Raw genomic sequence first — 16,254 nt, 5'->3', positions numbered from 1 at the left:
GTATCATCAGCTGCGTCCTTTCCAAATTTTGCGGATTCATGATATGCGCGGGCAGTGAGCCACATCCGCTCACACAAAGTGTGAAGCGGTGGGGCGAACGCCGCGACAGACCGACGAAGTCGGTCACCTGTAGGATTGCAGGAGTGCGAAGCACGGAGCAATCCGTAGCTTATACAGTATGTGGCACGACTTATCGTATGAGGTTTATTATAAAATCGGGCCGGATATTCGATCTTCCGGTTTGCGGACGGTGGATCAGAGGCTTCCCTTCGTGGACAGGACGTCTGTGATTCTTGAATCCGGAGAGGTGGCCTGATCGAGAGATTTTGCGAAGGACTTGAACAGTGCCTCTGCCTTGTGATGATCGTTTTCGCCGTACATGACCTTCATGTGAAGATTCATTTCCGCAGAGTAGGAAATCGCGTAAAAGAATTCCCGGACCATCTGTGTGCTCATGTCTCCCATTCTGTCCGTGGTGAAGTCTGCGTCATATACGAAATAGGGACGGCCGGAAAGATCGATGGCAGTGAGCACCAGGGTTTCATCCATCGGAAGGATACAGCTTCCGAAACGGCGGATGCCCTTCTTGTCTCCGCAAGCCTGCCGAATGGCAGTGCCGAGTACGATGCCGGTATCCTCGATTGTGTGATGATCGTCAACATTCAGATCGCCCTTTACGTGGATGGTCAGGTCGAAGAGACCGTGACGGGCAAAGCCGTCCAGCATATGGTTGAAAAAACCTACGCCGGTATCCAGGTCTGTTTTTCCGGTGCCGTCCAGGTTGATGGTGACGGTGATCTGCGTCTCCTTTGTATTGCGCTTTACGGTAGCTGTTCTGCTCATGGTTCAGTCCTCGTCATTTTCAAAGCGGACCGCAATGGAATTTGCATGTGCGGTGAGCTGCTCACATTTTGCAAACTGTTCAATATCCTTGTGAATCTCCTTGAGGGCCTCTCTGGAATAATGGATGATGCTGGATTTCTTGACAAAATCATCTACACTCAGAGGCGAGAAAAATCTGGCGGTTCCGCTCGTCGGAAGAATGTGGTTCGGTCCGGCAAAATAGTCGCCGAGCGGTTCGCTGCTGTATTCACCAATAAAGATGGCGCCGGCGTTGCGGATCTTTGTCATAACCTCGAAGGTGTCTTTCATGACGATTTCCAGATGTTCCGGAGCAAATTCATTTGCGGCATCGATTGCCTCCTGTCTGCTTCGCGCCACAAGAATCCGTCCGAAATTGTCCAAGGATTTCTGAATAATCTCACGTCTGGACAGGATCTTGAGAAATCCGTCAACTTCAGCGCTGACCTTCCGGGCGAGATCTTCACTTGTGGTGACGAGAACGGCGGAGGCCATCTCATCGTGTTCCGCCTGGGACAGAAGGTCTGCGGCGACGTATCTCGGATTGGCGGTCTCATCTGCGAGAACCAGGATTTCGGAGGGGCCGGCGACAGAATCGATGCTTACATTGCCGTATACTGCTTTCTTTGCAAGTGCGACAAAAATATTGCCTGGACCGACGATTTTATCTACTTTCGGGATGCTCTCCGTGCCGAAGGCAAGCGCGGCAATCGCCTGTGCTCCGCCCACCTTGAAGATCCTGTCAGCTCCTGCCTCATTGGCGGCAACAAGAACGACAGGATTCACCTTTCCCTGGGCATTGCAGGGGGTTGTCATGATGACCTCTTCGACACCCGCAACCTTGGCGGGGACGATGTTCATCAGTACGGATGAAGGATATGCTGCTTTTCCGCCGGGTACATAGACTCCGACTCTCTGCATGGGCGTGATTTTCTGCCCGAGAATGGTTCCTTTTTCCGTGGTCGTGATCCAGCTGTTCTGCTTCTGCTTCTCATGGAAGGCACGGATATTTACGAGTGCCTTGCGGACAACATCGAGGAGTTCCGGGGGCACTTCCTTGTATGCGGCCCGGATTTCTTCCTCTGTTACCTGGAAATTGTCCGTGGTGATCTCTGCGCGGTCGAATTTTTTTGTGTATTCAAAAACCGCCTCGTCGCCGCGCGCCTTGATGTCCTCGATGATGGAGCGGACGGTGGCTTCCTGTGCTCCAAAGGTGGAAGGACTTCTCTGGAGGATGTTTTTCTGTACTTCCTTTTTGTTTTCTTCACTGAGTTCAACGATTTTCATTTTCTTATCTCCTGCAGTGTTCATGCTGCCTGCCGCAGCCTTGTATTTCATTTGCATTGTCAGATGATTTCAGCAGTCCGGCTCACGCGTGCTCCTGAGGGGGACCATGCTGATCGGGCGAACCATGCCTGTTCCTGCGCGCGGGCTGTGTTGATTCGGTGTACTATGCCTGTTCCTGCGCGCGAACCGCCTTGATCCGGCGGATCAGGTCTGTGATTCGCATGTTGTCCATTTTCATGCTGACCGGGTTCACGACCATTCTCGCGGAGAGCGGGCATACCTCTTCGAGAACCTGAAGACCATTTTCTCTCAGAGTGGTTCCGGTCTCAACGATATCAACGATCACCTCAGACAGCCCTACGATGGGCGCCAGCTCGATGGATCCGTTCAGCTTGATGATTTCCATGTTCTGATTCTTTTTATTGTAAAAATAGTCCTTGGCGATGTTCGGATACTTCGTTGCCACGCGGATCAGCTGGTTGTGGTCGAGGTATTCTCTTGCGGATGCCGGGCCGCAGACACACATTCTGCATTTCCCGTAGCCAAGATCGAGAACTTCATAGATCTTCCGGTTCTCTTCCATTATGGTGTCCTTGCCGACGATGCCGATATCGGCTGCGCCGTACTCGACATAGGTGGGAACGTCCGGGCCTTTTGCCAGGAAGAAACGCAGACCGTACTGTTCGTTGGTGAAGATCAGCTTGCGGGTGCTCTTGTCCTTCATCTCATCGCAGCTGATGCCGAGCTTTTCAAGCGTGGCCATGGTCTGTTCCGCCAGACGGCCTTTTGTGAGCGCAAAGGTAAGATATCTCATTGTGCCTGTCCTCCGTTTCCGCCAAAGGGATAGATTCTTTCGGTACTGCCGTTCGAAAGGTTGATCGCGTAGACCTCATCCATCGAGCGGAAATAGATAATGCCGCCGAACTGATTGCGCATGCCGTATCTGCGGTAATCGTCCAGGACCTTTCCGTATTCAAACCTTACACAGGCGACATCGAGGCCATTTGCTCTCCGGGAACCTGCATAATGAATGGCCATCTCCTCCAGCTCCGCCGGGTAAAGAATCATTGTCTTGATATCTTCTACGGGAAGGGAGATCTTCTGCCGCTCTATGGCGTTCAGAAGGGAGTCAATCTCCGTGGCAAAACCGACGGCAGCGCATTTCTTTCCGAAGTGCTCAATGAGGCGGTTGTACCGGCCTCCCTTGATCAGTGCGTCACCTGAGCCATACGTATAGGCCTGGAAGATGATCCCTGTGTAATACCGGTATTCGGTTACCAGACCGAAGTCAAAGGTAACGTAATTTTCACAGCCGTACATCTTCAGGAAATGATAGATCCGTTCCAGCCGGTCGACCGCGGCACGGCAGCTTCGGTTTCCGGTCAGTGTTCTCGCCTGTTCCAGGACTTCCTCGCTGCCGAAGAGACCGGGCATCTCAACCAGAGCTTTTTTCAGATCCGGCCGGATGTTCAGGTGATCGATCAGTTCCTCCGCGCCGAAGCGGTTCTGCGCGGCAAGGAGGTTTCTGAGCTCCTGCAGAGAATCCTCGCTCATGCCGGCTTCCTCCGCCAGGGCATTGAAATAATCCACGTGGCCCATGCTGACCTGAAAATTCTCCAGTCCCGCCCTGCGCATGGTGGATACCACAAGGGCAATGATCTCCGCGTCGGCTTCGGCGCTGTCATCGTTCATAAATTCCACGCCCATCTGCGTGCTCTCATTCAGGCTTCCGTGGTAGGAATGATTGTTGCGGTAGATACTTCCGTGATAGCACAGCCGGAGCGGCATCTCCTCTTCGCCGAAATACATGGCAACGGCGCGGGCAACGGAAGGCGTGAAATCCGAGCGCAGCACCAGAGTGTTGCCGTCGCGGTCGAAGAATTTATAGAGATCGCGGGAGGGAGTCGTACCGACTTCCTTTGCAAAGACGTCGAAGAATTCAAACCCCGGGGTCTCGATCGACTGATATCCGTAGGAATGATAGAGCTTCTCGATCTGTCTCTCCAGATATCTCTTCCGGTCGCATTCACGGCCGAATATGTCACGGACACCCTCGGGGGTGTGGATTAATTTTTTCATGGCGTTCTCCTGTTTGTCTGAACGGTTAAGATTGTTCTTCAGATGTTTTTTATTCGTCACTTTAGTATGCTACCATACTACTACGCTAAATACAAGGAATAATTGTGAGGGAGTTCATGTGCGTCGCTTTTGCGGGCACTCTCCTGCCTTCTGCGCACGACGGAGAAAGACAGGCAGAGGGCTTATTCAGCATCGAAATCGGCGCCCCCTGCTGCATCCGCGTCCCGCAGGGCGAGATCTCTCGAGATTCCATCCAGGTAAGGCACCAGAATACCGGCTCTCTTCCGGAGAAAAAAAGCGGGCGTAAGCTCATCAAAATGAAAACGCTTCAGCCCGCCTGCTTCCATACGATTCCAGAACCGGAGCAGTTCTTCGTAGCGAAGATAATAATATTCATCCCGTGAGGAATAGAAAATGAGGAGAAAGGATATCCCCTGCTGCTTCTCGAAATCAGACATAAAACGGATCTGATGCGGATGAATATTTGCCAGAGGAAAGGTATCGGTCTTGCATTCCTTGGCATCGAAGCAGACGGGAATGCCCTGCACTGCTCCGATGTAATCAATGGTGCTTTTCTGATCGAAATATGCCAGAGTGATGCGTCGGGTCTCCTTGTCCATTCTGACCGGAGTGATCGGGGTCGGGATTTTCTGAATCAGCGCAAGTCCCTGTTCCCGGTACTGGTCATTTGTCCGGTTAATCATGTCCTCGAGGGTGGAACCGCGAAGCCCTCTTGAATTCCAGGTTGCCATCGTGAGACCGCCTCAGAATCCGAATACAGAAGCAGGATTCAGCGCCGGGAATCCCGCAGATGTCGTTGCTGCCCCGGAAAATCCAGAGACCGCGGCACTGGCAGTATCTGCTGTCGGATCATAATAGTCCGCCTCTTTGCTGTTGATCACCGAGATCTTGTTCAGCGGCCAGTAGCGGAAGAAGGCCTTTCCAAGGATTTTTTCCTTTTTGACAAAGGGATTTTCCCAGTATCGGGAATCCTTGGAATAAACGCGGTTGTCGCCCAGCATGAAGTAGCTGTCTGCCGGAACGGTGAGCGGGAACGTCAGATTTCCGGTGTCGGTGGAGTCCGGCGCTGCGCAGAAGCTGTCATCCAGAGGAGTCTTGCTTCCGTTGATATAGACGTCACCGTTCCGGATGTCGACGGTCTCGCCCGGAAGACCGATGACCCGTTTGATGAACAGACGCGATTCGTCATCAGGATAGCGGAAAATGACGATGTCATATCTCTTCGGATCGCTGTTCAGGTAGGCCAGGCGGTTTCCAAAGATCTGGTCGTTGGTCATGATCGTCGGTTCCATGGATGCGGATGGAATCCGTGCATTGACAATGATGAATTTCTGAAGGACAAACATAACGATCAGAACGATCGCAATGATTTTCACGTAGTCGAAAACATCCTTACGGATACTCTCCTTCCGGTCGTCCGGTGTGGTTACCGGTGTTTTCTCGTCCGTCTCTTCCGGACGGGTGTCAGTGGAATTGGTATCGGTTTTTTTACTCATGTGTTCTTCTTTCCTGAAAGGTATACTGATGTTACAGCCGGTTGGCTGCTTCAAGCTTTTTCAGCGTGGTTCTGAGGTCATCAGGCAGGGGGGCCTGAAAAGTTCTTCCCGAGAGATCAGAAAGTACGCCGTTCATCGGGGGAAAAACAAGCTCCGACGCGTGGAGAAACTGCCTTCGAAGGCCAAAGCTCTTGCGAAAATCCTCGTTCCGGTTTCTGAGACCATATTTTACATCACCGATGATGGGATGTCCAATAAAAGAAAGATGGCTTCGGATCTGGTGGGTCTTTCCGGTGATCAGTTTAACCTTCAGCAAGGTAAAGGAAGCGGGCTGTCCGTGCGGGTCCGTGATCCGGAAATGCTCTGCAGGGGTGTATTCCGTCTCGATGTATTCGCCGGGATTCTGCACACCTTCCGCGGCGAATGTCAGCTTCGCATCAAGGATCTGAACGTTGTCCGGTATGGATGCTGCAGATGTTCGGGAAGGCACTGCGCCTGCGACAGATGTTCGGACGGATGCTCTGTCATGAACGGTCACCCGGTTGGTCCGGGGATCCTTCGTGAGATATGCACTGATGCGGGCGGGCTCCAGGATTTCGCCCTCTGTCAGGGCATAATAGTATTTGTGTACGGTCCGGTCTCTCAGGCATTCGGAAAGCTCCCGTGCGGCGGCGAGCGTCTTTGCGGCAAGCACAATTCCGCTTGTATTGCGGTCGATCCGGTTGACCACAGAGGGACGGAAGATGCGGAGACTTTCCTCTGTGAGCTCGCCTTTTTCGGTCAGGTATGACTGGATCATTTCCACCAGGGAGATGTCCTCCGGGGCTGCCTTCTGCGAGAGAATCCCGGCCTTTTTGTTCAGAATCAGCACGTGAGAGTCCTCAAAGAGGATGTCCGATGCGGCAAGAGAAGGCCCGGTTTTTCCAGATTTGTTCTTCTGCGGGAGAGACTCTTTTGCGGAAAATTTACGCAGCGTTTCATCGGAAAAGAAGATTCGAATTTCGTCTCCCTCCTGCAGAAGTTCCTTTCCGGTAGCTTTCGTTCCGTTAAGTGTAATATTTTTTTTGCGCAGCTGTTTATACAGAAAACCGCTTCCCGCCTCCGGAAGATATCTTCTGAGAAATTTATCCAGACGCTGGGAAGCAGTTTCGGTGTCAATGGTGATTTGAATCATTCTTCTTCCTACATATTATTGAAAGCGGCTGAAAGCCATAAAAAGCGAATAAAAATTAAAGCAATGCAAAACAATAAAAACAATTAAGTGCAATAAAACAATTAGAGGGCAAGCTGCCGGAGGATTGCCGCGACCTCGTCATCGCGGTCCATGCGGTACTCCGCCTGCTTTTCCCGCATCTGGTCGATGCGCTCCAGGAAATTCTTTCGATTAGAAAAGATTTTGACGGTGACCTTATATCCGCTCTGCAGAACCGATTTCCGGATGTGGCCTTCCATAAACTGAAGAACACCGGGCGCAGCATTCTCATGGGTATATGCGGTGATATACTCTCCGCACACGGCCACCGCGTCAATAAAGAGATTCTGGTCGCGAGTGGTCAGGTACAGTTCGTACAGCATGGGGAGAGAGCCGGCGTGGGTCTCGATATCCGTATGGAGTTCCTGATCCATCGGCTTTCTCATCAGCATCATGATCATTCCAACCATTGACATTGCCGCGGGAACGCAGCCGACCGCTGCGATAATCGAATAGATGTTGCGGCGGCTGCCGTTGTTCATGATCAGGCCAAAAGCAAAGATGGCGAAATCAATCGCAAACGCGATAACGGTTCTCAGAACTCTCTTAAACTTTTCGTGTCGGATGTAGCCGTACTGACCCTTTTCGATTTTCAAACCTCTGTCTCCTTTTATTCTTCACTGATTTTTATGCCTTCATCGACGCGGTTTTTCTGGGCGTGATAAGCCTGAGCGATAAGATCCAGCTGATGATGGTAGCGGACCAGCTCTTCCACGTCACCGGACTGATAGATCCGATAGAATTCTTCCTGAATTTTTTCCACCTCGCGCTTCGAGGTCATCCGGTAGAGACTCTCGATGGTATTTACGATATCTTCCACGAGATTGTAGCGGAGCTTGGAGGAAAGCTGGGCGTCCATGATCTCATCGCGGACGGAAGACATCTCGCTGTCCAGAGAAATGATGGCGTCCGCGGCATTGGACAGACGGCTGCCGACCCGCTCGGGGATCTGTCCTTTGTACTTGTACTGGAGAGAGTGCTCCGTCGTAGCCCAGAAGTCCATCGCCATGGTCCGGATCTGGATCTCGACCAGAATTTTCTTCGGCCCGTTGATGGTGTTCACTTCATAATGCACAACCATGTGATAGCTGCGGTAACCGCTCTGCTTCTGGTTGCGGATATAGTCCTTGATTTCGACCAGCTCGATATCGGTCCGGCTGGTGATGAGACTGGCAACTCTGCTGATATCCTCGGTAAACTGACAGATGATGCGTATGCCCGCAATGTCTTCTACCTGCTCTTCCATTTTTTCCGGCGGGATATTTTTCTTTGCCATTTTGTCGAGTATGCTGGAAATGCTTTTGACGCGTCCGGTCACATGCTCGATCGGGCAGTACTGCCCCTGCTCCTGAAATTCTCTCCGCAGGGAATCAAATTTCAGAATCAGTTCATCCACAGCCATTACATAGGGGCTGAGGACCTTATGCCACATGATGATATCCATATTCTGCACCTTGCTTCATAACAAAAAACAGCCCATCCCTTTCCGGAATGAGCTGCGATAAGTTCAAAATTTACTCTTCATCCTCGTAATCGGCGTCATCATCCTCATCCACGTCGTCGGAATCGTCATATGCTGTCTGTCCGCCGGTCTCCTGAGCAGTGTCCGCCGGATTGCCGGATGTGGAACTGTTGTCCTCCATCGGAGCAAGCTGACTTCTGTTCTGATTTACAAGATCATAGTAGCTCTGCAGGGAACCGGAGAAATCGTTGTACTTCTCTCCGACCTCGGCCATAGCATTGCTGAGGATCGAGGAAATATTCCCGAGAAGCTGATCAGTATAAGTGATCGCGCTCGAGCGGATGTTGTTCGCGTCATTCTGGGCGGAATCCAGAATATCCTGCGCCTGCTGATTCGCCTGATTGACGGTATCATTTGCCTGCGCATAGGCTGCCTGCATGACCTCGGTCTCTGAAGTCAGCTCCTGGGCCTTCTTCTCTGCCTCTGCGATAATATTGTCCGCCTTTGACTGCGCGTCCGCAAGAATCGCATCCTTGTTGCCGATGATCTTCTGATAGCGCTTGATCTCATCCGGTGTCTTCAGACGAAGCTCGCGGAGAAGTTCTTCCAGCTCTTCTTTATTTACAATGATCTTGGTAGTGGATAACGGCTGATACCGGCAGTTCTCCACATATTCTTCTATCTCCTCAATGATCTGTTCAATTCTGCTGCTGCTCATTATTTATACTCCTTACCTTAATTTACCTGTATCATCTGAATTCCGGAAGAATAATCCGTCCGATTATGACCGGCAACTGCCCCTCAGCTGTGCCGATCCGAATCCGCACGCGGCGTTGTCCGGAAAAAAATATTCAGCGGATATTTCAGTCTTCGCTGTGAATGCGTCGGATGTCACCAAGCTTGCGGTGTATTTCACCCGCCACAAAAGGAGGCACAAATTCGCTGATATCGCCTCCGAACGCAGCAACCTCCTTCACGGTTGTAGAGCTCAGATACGAGTACTGAAGTGCCGTATAGAGAAAAGTGGTATCAACATCGGGGGCAAGCTTGCGGTTTGTCTGTGCCATCTGAAGTTCATATTCAAAATCAGTGATGAGGCGCAGCCCTCGCACAATCACACTTGCGTGACAGGTCTTCGCGAAATCGACGGACAGACCTTCGAATGCCTGTACCTCGACGTTCGGGATCCCACTCGTGGCTTTCTTAAGTATATTAACACGTTCCTTTGATGAAAACAACGGAGTTTTTGCAGAATTGTGCAAAACCCCGATGATGAGCTTGTCGTATAATTTTGATGCGCGGGTAATGATATCGAGGTGACCATAGGTCACAGGATCAAAGGTACCCGGATAAACGGCGATAACCATCTGTTATTCTCCTGCTGAATCGAGCCTCAGGAAAAGGTGCTCGTTAGTTTTGTATGTCTTCCATTTAATACATGTATAGCCTGAATTGTCAAGCCAGGAAAAATCGTTTTTGATGGAAGCCTCGACGACAAAAAGGGTATCCCCGGTCACACAGGGAGCAGCGCGGAGCGCCTCGAGTGCCTCCTTTTCCAGATCATGAAGATACGGCGGGTCCAGAAAGACGACGTCGAAGGGCGCGTGTCCGGAAAGGTACCGGACTGCTGACATGACATCCATCTGAAGCACCGTTGCCTGATTTTCCAGCTTTGTAAAACGAAGGTTGTCGTTTATGATACTTACTGCCTGGCGGCTTTTGTCTACAAAACAGCAGCTTTCTGCACCCCGGCTCAGCGCCTCGATACCGATTGCTCCGCTTCCTGAAAAAAGATCAAGGAAACGGCACCCCGGAATATCATTCTGGAGTATATTGAAAAGCGTTTCCTTGATCCTGTCAGTTGTCGGGCGGGTATCCTTACCGGGAAGTGTCTTCAGCGGAAGACTTCTGCATTTTCCGGCGATTACTCTCATTCTTCCTTTGCCTCTTTATATTGAATTCTCCAGTCAAGATCGCCGCGGTCCAGACCGAGGATCAGCATTTCTGCCGTGGCGATATTTGTTGCGATCGGGATGGTATACTGGTCACAGCACTTCATGATCTTGACAACATCCGGTTCTCTCGGATCAATGATTGCCGGGTTATAAAAGAAAATAACCATATCCATGTCATTTCTCTCGATCATTTCCGTAAACTGCTTGTCACCGCCGAGGCTTCCCGCCAGAAACTTATGGATGTGAAGGTTTGTTACCTCTTCGATTCTTCTTCCGGTTGTACCGGTCGCATAAATTTCGTGCTTTGCAAGAATCCCCTTATATGCGATGCAGAAATCTTCGATCAGACTCTTCTTGCTGTTATGTGCGATTATTCCAATGTTCATGCGTTGTGATGCTCCCTTTCCTGCACTGCCTGAATATCTGTCAGCGGCACGGAAGCTGTGAAGCAGCGAAGTGCCGCAGGGACGTATACAAATTGTTGTGCCGATATAGCACGAGTGTTTTCTGATCACATTATAACAAATGCACAAACATTTCGCAACCGCAAACGGTTTGATTATGGGTTTTTACTACAAAAAGAGGCCGCCGAGCAGATGTCCGCTGCGGAAGCCCCTTAGAGGTCTCGCTTGAATTGGTGATAAACTCAGATGTCGAAACTGCCGATCTCTTCGCCGTCATTAAGTACGTAGTATGCCTTGTTCTCTTCCGGTTTTACATATACCTTGACTTCCTTCAGAGCGGCTTCGTCTTTGCCGGCTGCCTTCCAGGCATCGACTGCGCGGTCAACAAGCTCGCTGTAAGGAATCTCCTTCCCGAGGTACTGGAGAACAACGGTCTGCTTTGCCTCGGCAGCGTGTGCCTGCTTTGCGGCAACTGCCTTTTCGGCTTCTTTCTTCACCGTGGCAGCAGCTTTTGTCACAGCAGCCTTTGCGGATTTCGCCGCTTTGTGAACTGCCGGTCTGGATGCCTTTGAAGGCTTCTTTGCAGCAGTTTTTGCCGCAACGGCAGTCTTCTTCTCTGCGGCTTTAATATCAGCTGCGGTCTTTGCACCTGCAGTTTTGATGTCAGCTGCGGTCTTTGCGCCAGCAGTCTTTATATCAGATGCCGCCTTCTTCTCAGCGGTTTTGATCTCGTCGGCTGCCTTCTTCTCTGCAGTCTTGATGTCAGCGGCTGTCTTTCTGACCTCTGCTGCCGCCTGTTCGACCTTATGTTCCACCTTCTCGGCTTTCTTCTCAACCTTTGCCGCTACTTTTTCAACTACGTTCGTTTTCGCTGCTTCCGGTGTCTTTTTCATTTCGGTCTTAGCTACAGCAGCTGTCTTCTTAGCCTCTGCCATTTTCTCTCCTCCATAATGACTCAACTGATAATTGTTTAAAAATTTGATGGTCAAATATGATTCTTATCTATATTATTCTTTTTTCTTTATTTTTTCAAGAATACCGGAAAAAAATCAGCGATTCGGATATAACCATGATAGAATGAAGCGCTTCGGTCGGCATTTCGTACAACGTATTTGCGCACACCTGAAGGATTTCAGGTGTGCGAAGGACGAAGCAATGCGCCGCTTATACATGAAAAAAGAGAGCTCTTCGAAATCGGGTCCGGTAACGACGCGTGAGAGAATCTTGTGCAGAGATCGTTCGCACAAAAGGAACATCCCGGAACGACGCGCGCGACGCGCGAGAGAACCCCGACCATTCGCGGGTAGGTGTTGTGGCCGTTAACGTAGAATGACGCGCGAGAGAACCCGGATACGAATATGTTTCAGTCGGGAAATCCGGAAGCAATTCCTGAACGATTGATATACTGATCCAGGGCCTTTTTCAGCTCACGGTTCTGCGGCAGTGCAAGTTCCGGGTCCATGGAAAGCAGGTCGTTTACTGCCCGGGATGCTGCCTTCAGGATAGCGGAATCCCGGTAGATGTCCGCAATCTGGAAAACCGCTATGCCGCTCTGCCTCACGCCGAAGAGATCTCCGGGTCCCCGCAGCTTCAGATCCTGTTCTGCAATATAGAACCCGTCGTTGGATTCGTTGAGAATTTCCAGCCTCTTTGAGGTCTCTTTTTTTCCATCGCCCTGCATGAAGATGCAGTAGGACTGGGCGCTTCCCCGGCCGACCCTGCCGCGGAGCTGGTGAAGCTGGGCGAGGCCGAAACGCTCCGCATTTTCGATCATCATCACGGTGGCATTCGGCACATTGACGCCGACCTCTACGACCGTCGTGGAGACGAGAATCTGGATTTCACCAGCGGCGAAGGCGTTCATGATCTCCTGCTTCTGCTGCGGCTTCATCTGGCCGTGGAGGGCTTCGACCCGGATGGCGGCGTCAAAACGCTCCCGGATCTTCTGGCAGTATTCCGTAACATTCTCGCAGGGGATTTCCTCATTGGGTTCGACCATGGGGCATATGATATAGACCTGATGTCCGTCCGCAATCTGCTTTTCCATGAAGCGGTAGGCGGTCTCCCGGTAGGAGGTCCCGACGACACAGTTCCGGATGGGAAGCCGGTTCCGGGGCATATCGTCGAGTACGGAAATGTCCAGATCCCCGTAGAGGATCATCGCCAGTGTGCGGGGAATCGGCGTGGCACTCATGACAAGCACATTCGGAGGATAGCCCTTTCCGGCAAGCGTCATGCGCTGTCGGACACCGAAGCGGTGCTGTTCGTCCGTAATGACGAGACCGAGATTTGGATATGTCACGGCCTCCTGGATGAGCGCGTGCGTGCCGACGATCATCATTGCCTCTCCTGAGGCGATTTTCTCATAGATTTCTCTTTTTTCCTTTGGCGTACAGCTGCCTCGCAAAAGAACGGGGCATGCGCCCTCAATGCCGCTGCTTTCAAGAAGTGCCGTGAGGGATGCGAAATGCTGCTCGGCGAGAACCTCTGTCGGGACCATGATTGCGCTCTGCCAGCCGTTTTCAAATGCCATGATCATGGCCAGAAAAGCGAGAATAGTCTTTCCGCTTCCGACATCACCCTGAATCAGCCGTTCCATCAGCCGGTTCGAGGCAAGATCCTTCTCCAGTTCGTTCCACACCCGCTGCTGTGCGCGGGTTAGACGGTATGGAAGGGCGTCGATGACTTCCTCTGTCTTCCACACGGTCTTCATCGGAAAATGGTTGACTCTGTCGCGATTCCGGTCCTTCATACGGGCGATTCCCAGAAGGAAGAAAAAGAACTCATCGAAGCAGAGACGGTTTCGGGCAGAGAGGAGGCTGTCACGGGAATCCGGGAAATGAATCTGATCGAGCGCAAAATTTATCTCCGCAAGACCAAGAGGTTCACGGATTTCTTCCGGAAGGATTTCGGGGATGCGGTCCCGGGTCTGTATAAGCTGTGCCATGGCTTTTCGAATGGCCTGATTTGTGAGCCCCTTCGTCAGTGCATAGATCGGGAGTAACTGCCCCCGCAGATTATCGTAGGCGGCCGGTGTGAAAAGCTCGGGATGCTCCATGATCCGTCTGCCGCTTTTCTCTATGACGGGTCCCCGGAAAATATAGACCATGCCGGGCTTCAGGGTGGAGGCGAGGAACGGCATGTGAAACCAGTTCACCTGCAGAGAACCGGTCTCGTCCTTGAGGACAGCCATGGTAATGGAATTTCCTCCAAATGTCCGGACCGAGGGCTTTCGGGTGATCCGTCCGAAGACGGCGTTTTTCTGACCGGGGACGGCCGCTCCGACGGAAACGGGTTCCTCGTATGAGTCATATTCTCTTGGATAATACCGGATCAGATCATCTGTGGTGAAAATTCCTGCCCGGTTGAACAGAATCTCGGATTTTTCCCCGATTCCTTTCAGATTCCGGATGGAATGGGGAGGTATCTTTCTGGATGGCATATGTTTTTCCTCTGCAAAGGAAGCTGCCTCACCGGTCTTCTGACCGGACGGGCAGCTTCATAGATTTACGCGAACAGTGAGCCGCAGCCGAATGCGAAGTATTCGTGTGCGGCGAGCGTCGCGATAGCGAGATAAAACTCGCGCAGCGTGTTTTATCTCGTTACGCGAACAGTGAGCCTCATCCGAACACGGAGCTTTCGGAAGAGACGAGCGTCACGATAGCGGGATAAAAGCAGCGAAGCGCGTTTTATCTCGTTTGCAGGCGCGTTAAAGATTCTGCGTGAGTTTGTGAAATTTCCTGCGAACGTGTGCAGCTTTACTCAACGGACAGGATACAGTAATAGACCGGCTGTCCGCCGTTGTTCACTTCGACGTCTACATCCGGGAACTTTTCGGTGATCTTCTGAGCGAGGCGGTTTGCGTTCTCTTCTGAGAATTCCTTACCAAAATATATGCTGATAAGCTCAGCGTCGTCGGACATCATCTTCTCCACGGATGCGAGGGAGGTATCCTCGATATCCTTGCCTACGGAGAGAATTCCGTCGTCACCGACTGCCATGATGTCTCCCTGATGAATTTCAACGTTATCGATCGTGGTGTCGCGGATTGCGTAAGTTACCTCTGCGGTGCGGACATTTGCGATGGCGTCCATCATTGCCGTTTGATTTGATTCAACATTCTGTGCGGGATCATATCCGAGCAGTGCGGTGATTCCCTGCGGGATCGTCTTTGACGGGATCACGATGATATTCTTCTCGCGCACCAGATCCTGCGCCTGACGGGCTGCCATGATAATGTTCTTGTTGTTCGGGAACAGGAAAATGTTTTCCGCATTGACTTGATCAATCGCGTCCAGCACGTCCTCAGTGCTCGGATTCATGGTCTGTCCGCCCTTGATGATGTAATCGGCGCCAAGGCCCCGGAAGATTTCTTCAAAGCCGTCGCCGGCACAAACCTCGATGAAGCCGACCGGTTTTGCGGGAGTGGTTCTCCGAAGAAGCTCATCTGCCTGATCTCTGGCTGCCTTGGATGGGTTCTTGATCAGCTTTTCATGGTGCTCCACGAGGAGGTTGTCGATGCTGATGCAGGTCAGCCTGCCGAGCGTCAGCGCCTTGGAAAGTATTTGACCGGGTTCGTTTGTATGCACATGTACCTTCAGCTCTCTGGCGTCCGGAATAATCACCACCTGTTCACCGTTTGTGACGAGGAAGGTGCGGAGTTCATCGATCTGTGCCTGCGGAAGCGATTTCTCGCTGTTGATGATAAATTCCGCACTGTAGATAAATCGGGGCTTTTCAGGCTCTTTTTCCTCCGGAGCCTCTTTTCTGTCTGCATTCTCATCCTTTGCCTTACCGAGGTCGGGATCTACTTCCTTTCCCATCAGGCCGTCATACGCGCCCTCGAGGATGGTGATAAGACCCTGTCCGCCGGAATCGACGACGCCGGCCTCCTTGAGAACCGGAAGCATGTCAGGAGTCTTTGCGAGAACCTCGTTGCCATAATCAATGATATTCTTGATGTAGACGTCGAGTGTCATTTGCGCGTCCACAAGTTTGCGGGCGATCTCGGCCATTCCCTTCGCGACGGTGAGAATGGTGCCCTCCTTAGGTTTGATTACAGCCTTATAGGCGGTTTCTACTGCCTTTTCACAGGCGTCGGCGATCATGGGAATATCAATTTCGTCAGAGCCTTTAACAACCTTGGTGAACCCCCGGAAAAGCTGTGAAAGGATGACGCCGGAATTTCCGCGTGCCCCGCGCAGAGATCCGGAAGAAATCGCTTTTGCCAGATCCTTCATGTTCATGCTGTCGATATCCTGTACCATATGAACCGCGGACATGATGGTCATGGTCATGTTCGTTCCGGTATCACCGTCCGGTACCGGGAACACGTTTAATTCATTGATCCAATCCTTTTTGGCATCCAGATTCTGGGCGCCGGTTAAAAACATATGCGCCAGAAGACTGGCATCAATTGTATTTTCAGCCAAAACTA

Annotated in this window: 16 protein-coding genes; all 16 read right to left on the bottom strand. The window is 51.6% G+C overall.

Going from position 1 to position 16,254, the window contains the following annotated elements; translation table 11 throughout:
• Positions 1-255: 255 nt before the first annotated feature.
• The 16 genes from hisB to ACTQZS_RS06700 all read right to left on the bottom strand — a co-directional run bounded on the left by hisB (position 256) and on the right by ACTQZS_RS06700 (position 16,249).
• Positions 256-843, bottom strand: a complete 588-nt coding sequence (gene hisB, locus ACTQZS_RS06775) for an imidazoleglycerol-phosphate dehydratase HisB (RefSeq protein WP_441475144.1) — start codon at positions 841-843, stop codon at positions 256-258.
• Positions 844-846: 3 nt separating this feature from the next.
• Positions 847-2,148, bottom strand: a complete 1,302-nt coding sequence (gene hisD / locus ACTQZS_RS06770; protein WP_441475143.1) for a histidinol dehydrogenase — start codon at positions 2,146-2,148, stop codon at positions 847-849.
• A 163-nt stretch (positions 2,149-2,311) separates the two neighbouring features.
• The gene (hisG, locus tag ACTQZS_RS06765; protein WP_441475142.1) at positions 2,312-2,962 is read right to left on the bottom strand and encodes an ATP phosphoribosyltransferase; all 651 of its coding nucleotides are present in this window, start codon (positions 2,960-2,962) and stop codon (positions 2,312-2,314) included.
• Positions 2,959-4,227 (bottom strand): ATP phosphoribosyltransferase regulatory subunit, encoded by a 1,269-nt coding sequence (gene hisZ / locus ACTQZS_RS06760; RefSeq protein ID WP_441475141.1) that lies wholly within the window; start codon positions 4,225-4,227, stop codon positions 2,959-2,961. Before hisZ ends, hisG begins: the two co-directional genes overlap by 4 nt.
• Positions 4,228-4,409: 182 nt before the next feature.
• Positions 4,410-4,979, bottom strand: coding sequence for a Holliday junction resolvase RecU (locus tag ACTQZS_RS06755; protein ID WP_441475140.1), 570 nt, complete (start codon positions 4,977-4,979; stop codon positions 4,410-4,412).
• Positions 4,980-4,991: 12 nt separating this feature from the next.
• Positions 4,992-5,744, bottom strand: a complete 753-nt coding sequence (lepB, locus tag ACTQZS_RS06750) for a signal peptidase I (RefSeq protein WP_441475139.1) — start codon at positions 5,742-5,744, stop codon at positions 4,992-4,994.
• A gap of 31 nt (positions 5,745-5,775) precedes the next feature.
• On the bottom strand, positions 5,776-6,918 hold the full coding sequence (locus ACTQZS_RS06745; RefSeq protein WP_441475138.1) for an RluA family pseudouridine synthase: 1,143 nt from the start codon (positions 6,916-6,918) through the stop codon (positions 5,776-5,778).
• A gap of 101 nt (positions 6,919-7,019) precedes the next feature.
• The gene (locus ACTQZS_RS06740; protein WP_441475137.1) at positions 7,020-7,592 is read right to left on the bottom strand and encodes a hypothetical protein; all 573 of its coding nucleotides are present in this window, start codon (positions 7,590-7,592) and stop codon (positions 7,020-7,022) included.
• 14 nt (positions 7,593-7,606) lie between these two features.
• Positions 7,607-8,440 (bottom strand): GTP pyrophosphokinase, encoded by an 834-nt coding sequence (locus ACTQZS_RS06735; protein WP_441475136.1) that lies wholly within the window; start codon positions 8,438-8,440, stop codon positions 7,607-7,609.
• Between the two features lie 70 nt (positions 8,441-8,510).
• Positions 8,511-9,176 (bottom strand): ATPase, encoded by a 666-nt coding sequence (locus ACTQZS_RS06730; RefSeq protein WP_441100342.1) that lies wholly within the window; start codon positions 9,174-9,176, stop codon positions 8,511-8,513.
• A 145-nt stretch (positions 9,177-9,321) separates the two neighbouring features.
• Positions 9,322-9,825, bottom strand: coding sequence for a pantetheine-phosphate adenylyltransferase (gene coaD / locus ACTQZS_RS06725; protein ID WP_441100343.1), 504 nt, complete (start codon positions 9,823-9,825; stop codon positions 9,322-9,324).
• A 3-nt stretch (positions 9,826-9,828) separates the two neighbouring features.
• The gene (gene rsmD / locus ACTQZS_RS06720) at positions 9,829-10,392 is read right to left on the bottom strand and encodes a 16S rRNA (guanine(966)-N(2))-methyltransferase RsmD (protein WP_441475135.1); all 564 of its coding nucleotides are present in this window, start codon (positions 10,390-10,392) and stop codon (positions 9,829-9,831) included.
• Entirely contained in the window at positions 10,389-10,799 is a 411-nt protein-coding gene (locus tag ACTQZS_RS06715) for a methylglyoxal synthase (RefSeq protein ID WP_441100347.1), read from the bottom strand. Before ACTQZS_RS06715 ends, rsmD begins: the two co-directional genes overlap by 4 nt.
• Positions 10,800-11,059: 260 nt before the next feature.
• Entirely contained in the window at positions 11,060-11,752 is a 693-nt protein-coding gene (locus ACTQZS_RS06710; protein ID WP_441475134.1) for a DUF6465 family protein, read from the bottom strand.
• 428 nt (positions 11,753-12,180) lie between these two features.
• Positions 12,181-14,259, bottom strand: a complete 2,079-nt coding sequence (gene recG, locus ACTQZS_RS06705; RefSeq protein ID WP_441475133.1) for an ATP-dependent DNA helicase RecG — start codon at positions 14,257-14,259, stop codon at positions 12,181-12,183.
• Positions 14,260-14,575: 316 nt separating this feature from the next.
• Positions 14,576-16,249, bottom strand: coding sequence for a DAK2 domain-containing protein (locus ACTQZS_RS06700; RefSeq protein ID WP_441475132.1), 1,674 nt, complete (start codon positions 16,247-16,249; stop codon positions 14,576-14,578).
• Between the last annotated feature and the right edge of the window lie 5 nt (positions 16,250-16,254).

This window comes from Bilifractor sp. LCP19S3_H10 (genome assembly GCF_052119185.1).
Lineage (GTDB): Bacteria > Bacillota > Clostridia > Lachnospirales > Lachnospiraceae > Bilifractor.
This window is presented reverse-complemented; position numbering and strand designations above follow the sequence as displayed.

Excerpts from the sequence above, each read along its gene's own strand:
- hisB (WP_441475144.1), bottom strand. The coding sequence starts at position 843 with ATGAGCAGAACAGCTACCGTAAAGCGCAATACAAAGGAGACGCAGATC.
- hisD (WP_441475143.1), bottom strand. The coding sequence starts at position 2,148 with ATGAAAATCGTTGAACTCAGTGAAGAAAACAAAAAGGAAGTACAGAAA.
- hisG (WP_441475142.1), bottom strand. The coding sequence starts at position 2,962 with ATGAGATATCTTACCTTTGCGCTCACAAAAGGCCGTCTGGCGGAACAG.
- hisZ (WP_441475141.1), bottom strand. The coding sequence starts at position 4,227 with ATGAAAAAATTAATCCACACCCCCGAGGGTGTCCGTGACATATTCGGC.
- ACTQZS_RS06755 (WP_441475140.1), bottom strand. The coding sequence starts at position 4,979 with ATGGCAACCTGGAATTCAAGAGGGCTTCGCGGTTCCACCCTCGAGGAC.
- lepB (WP_441475139.1), bottom strand. The coding sequence starts at position 5,744 with ATGAGTAAAAAAACCGATACCAATTCCACTGACACCCGTCCGGAAGAG.
- ACTQZS_RS06745 (WP_441475138.1), bottom strand. The coding sequence starts at position 6,918 with ATGATTCAAATCACCATTGACACCGAAACTGCTTCCCAGCGTCTGGAT.
- ACTQZS_RS06735 (WP_441475136.1), bottom strand. The coding sequence starts at position 8,440 with ATGGATATCATCATGTGGCATAAGGTCCTCAGCCCCTATGTAATGGCT.
- ACTQZS_RS06730 (WP_441100342.1), bottom strand. The coding sequence starts at position 9,176 with ATGAGCAGCAGCAGAATTGAACAGATCATTGAGGAGATAGAAGAATAT.
- coaD (WP_441100343.1), bottom strand. The coding sequence starts at position 9,825 with ATGGTTATCGCCGTTTATCCGGGTACCTTTGATCCTGTGACCTATGGT.
- rsmD (WP_441475135.1), bottom strand. The coding sequence starts at position 10,392 with ATGAGAGTAATCGCCGGAAAATGCAGAAGTCTTCCGCTGAAGACACTT.
- ACTQZS_RS06715 (WP_441100347.1), bottom strand. The coding sequence starts at position 10,799 with ATGAACATTGGAATAATCGCACATAACAGCAAGAAGAGTCTGATCGAA.
- ACTQZS_RS06710 (WP_441475134.1), bottom strand. The coding sequence starts at position 11,752 with ATGGCAGAGGCTAAGAAGACAGCTGCTGTAGCTAAGACCGAAATGAAA.
- recG (WP_441475133.1), bottom strand. The coding sequence starts at position 14,259 with ATGCCATCCAGAAAGATACCTCCCCATTCCATCCGGAATCTGAAAGGA.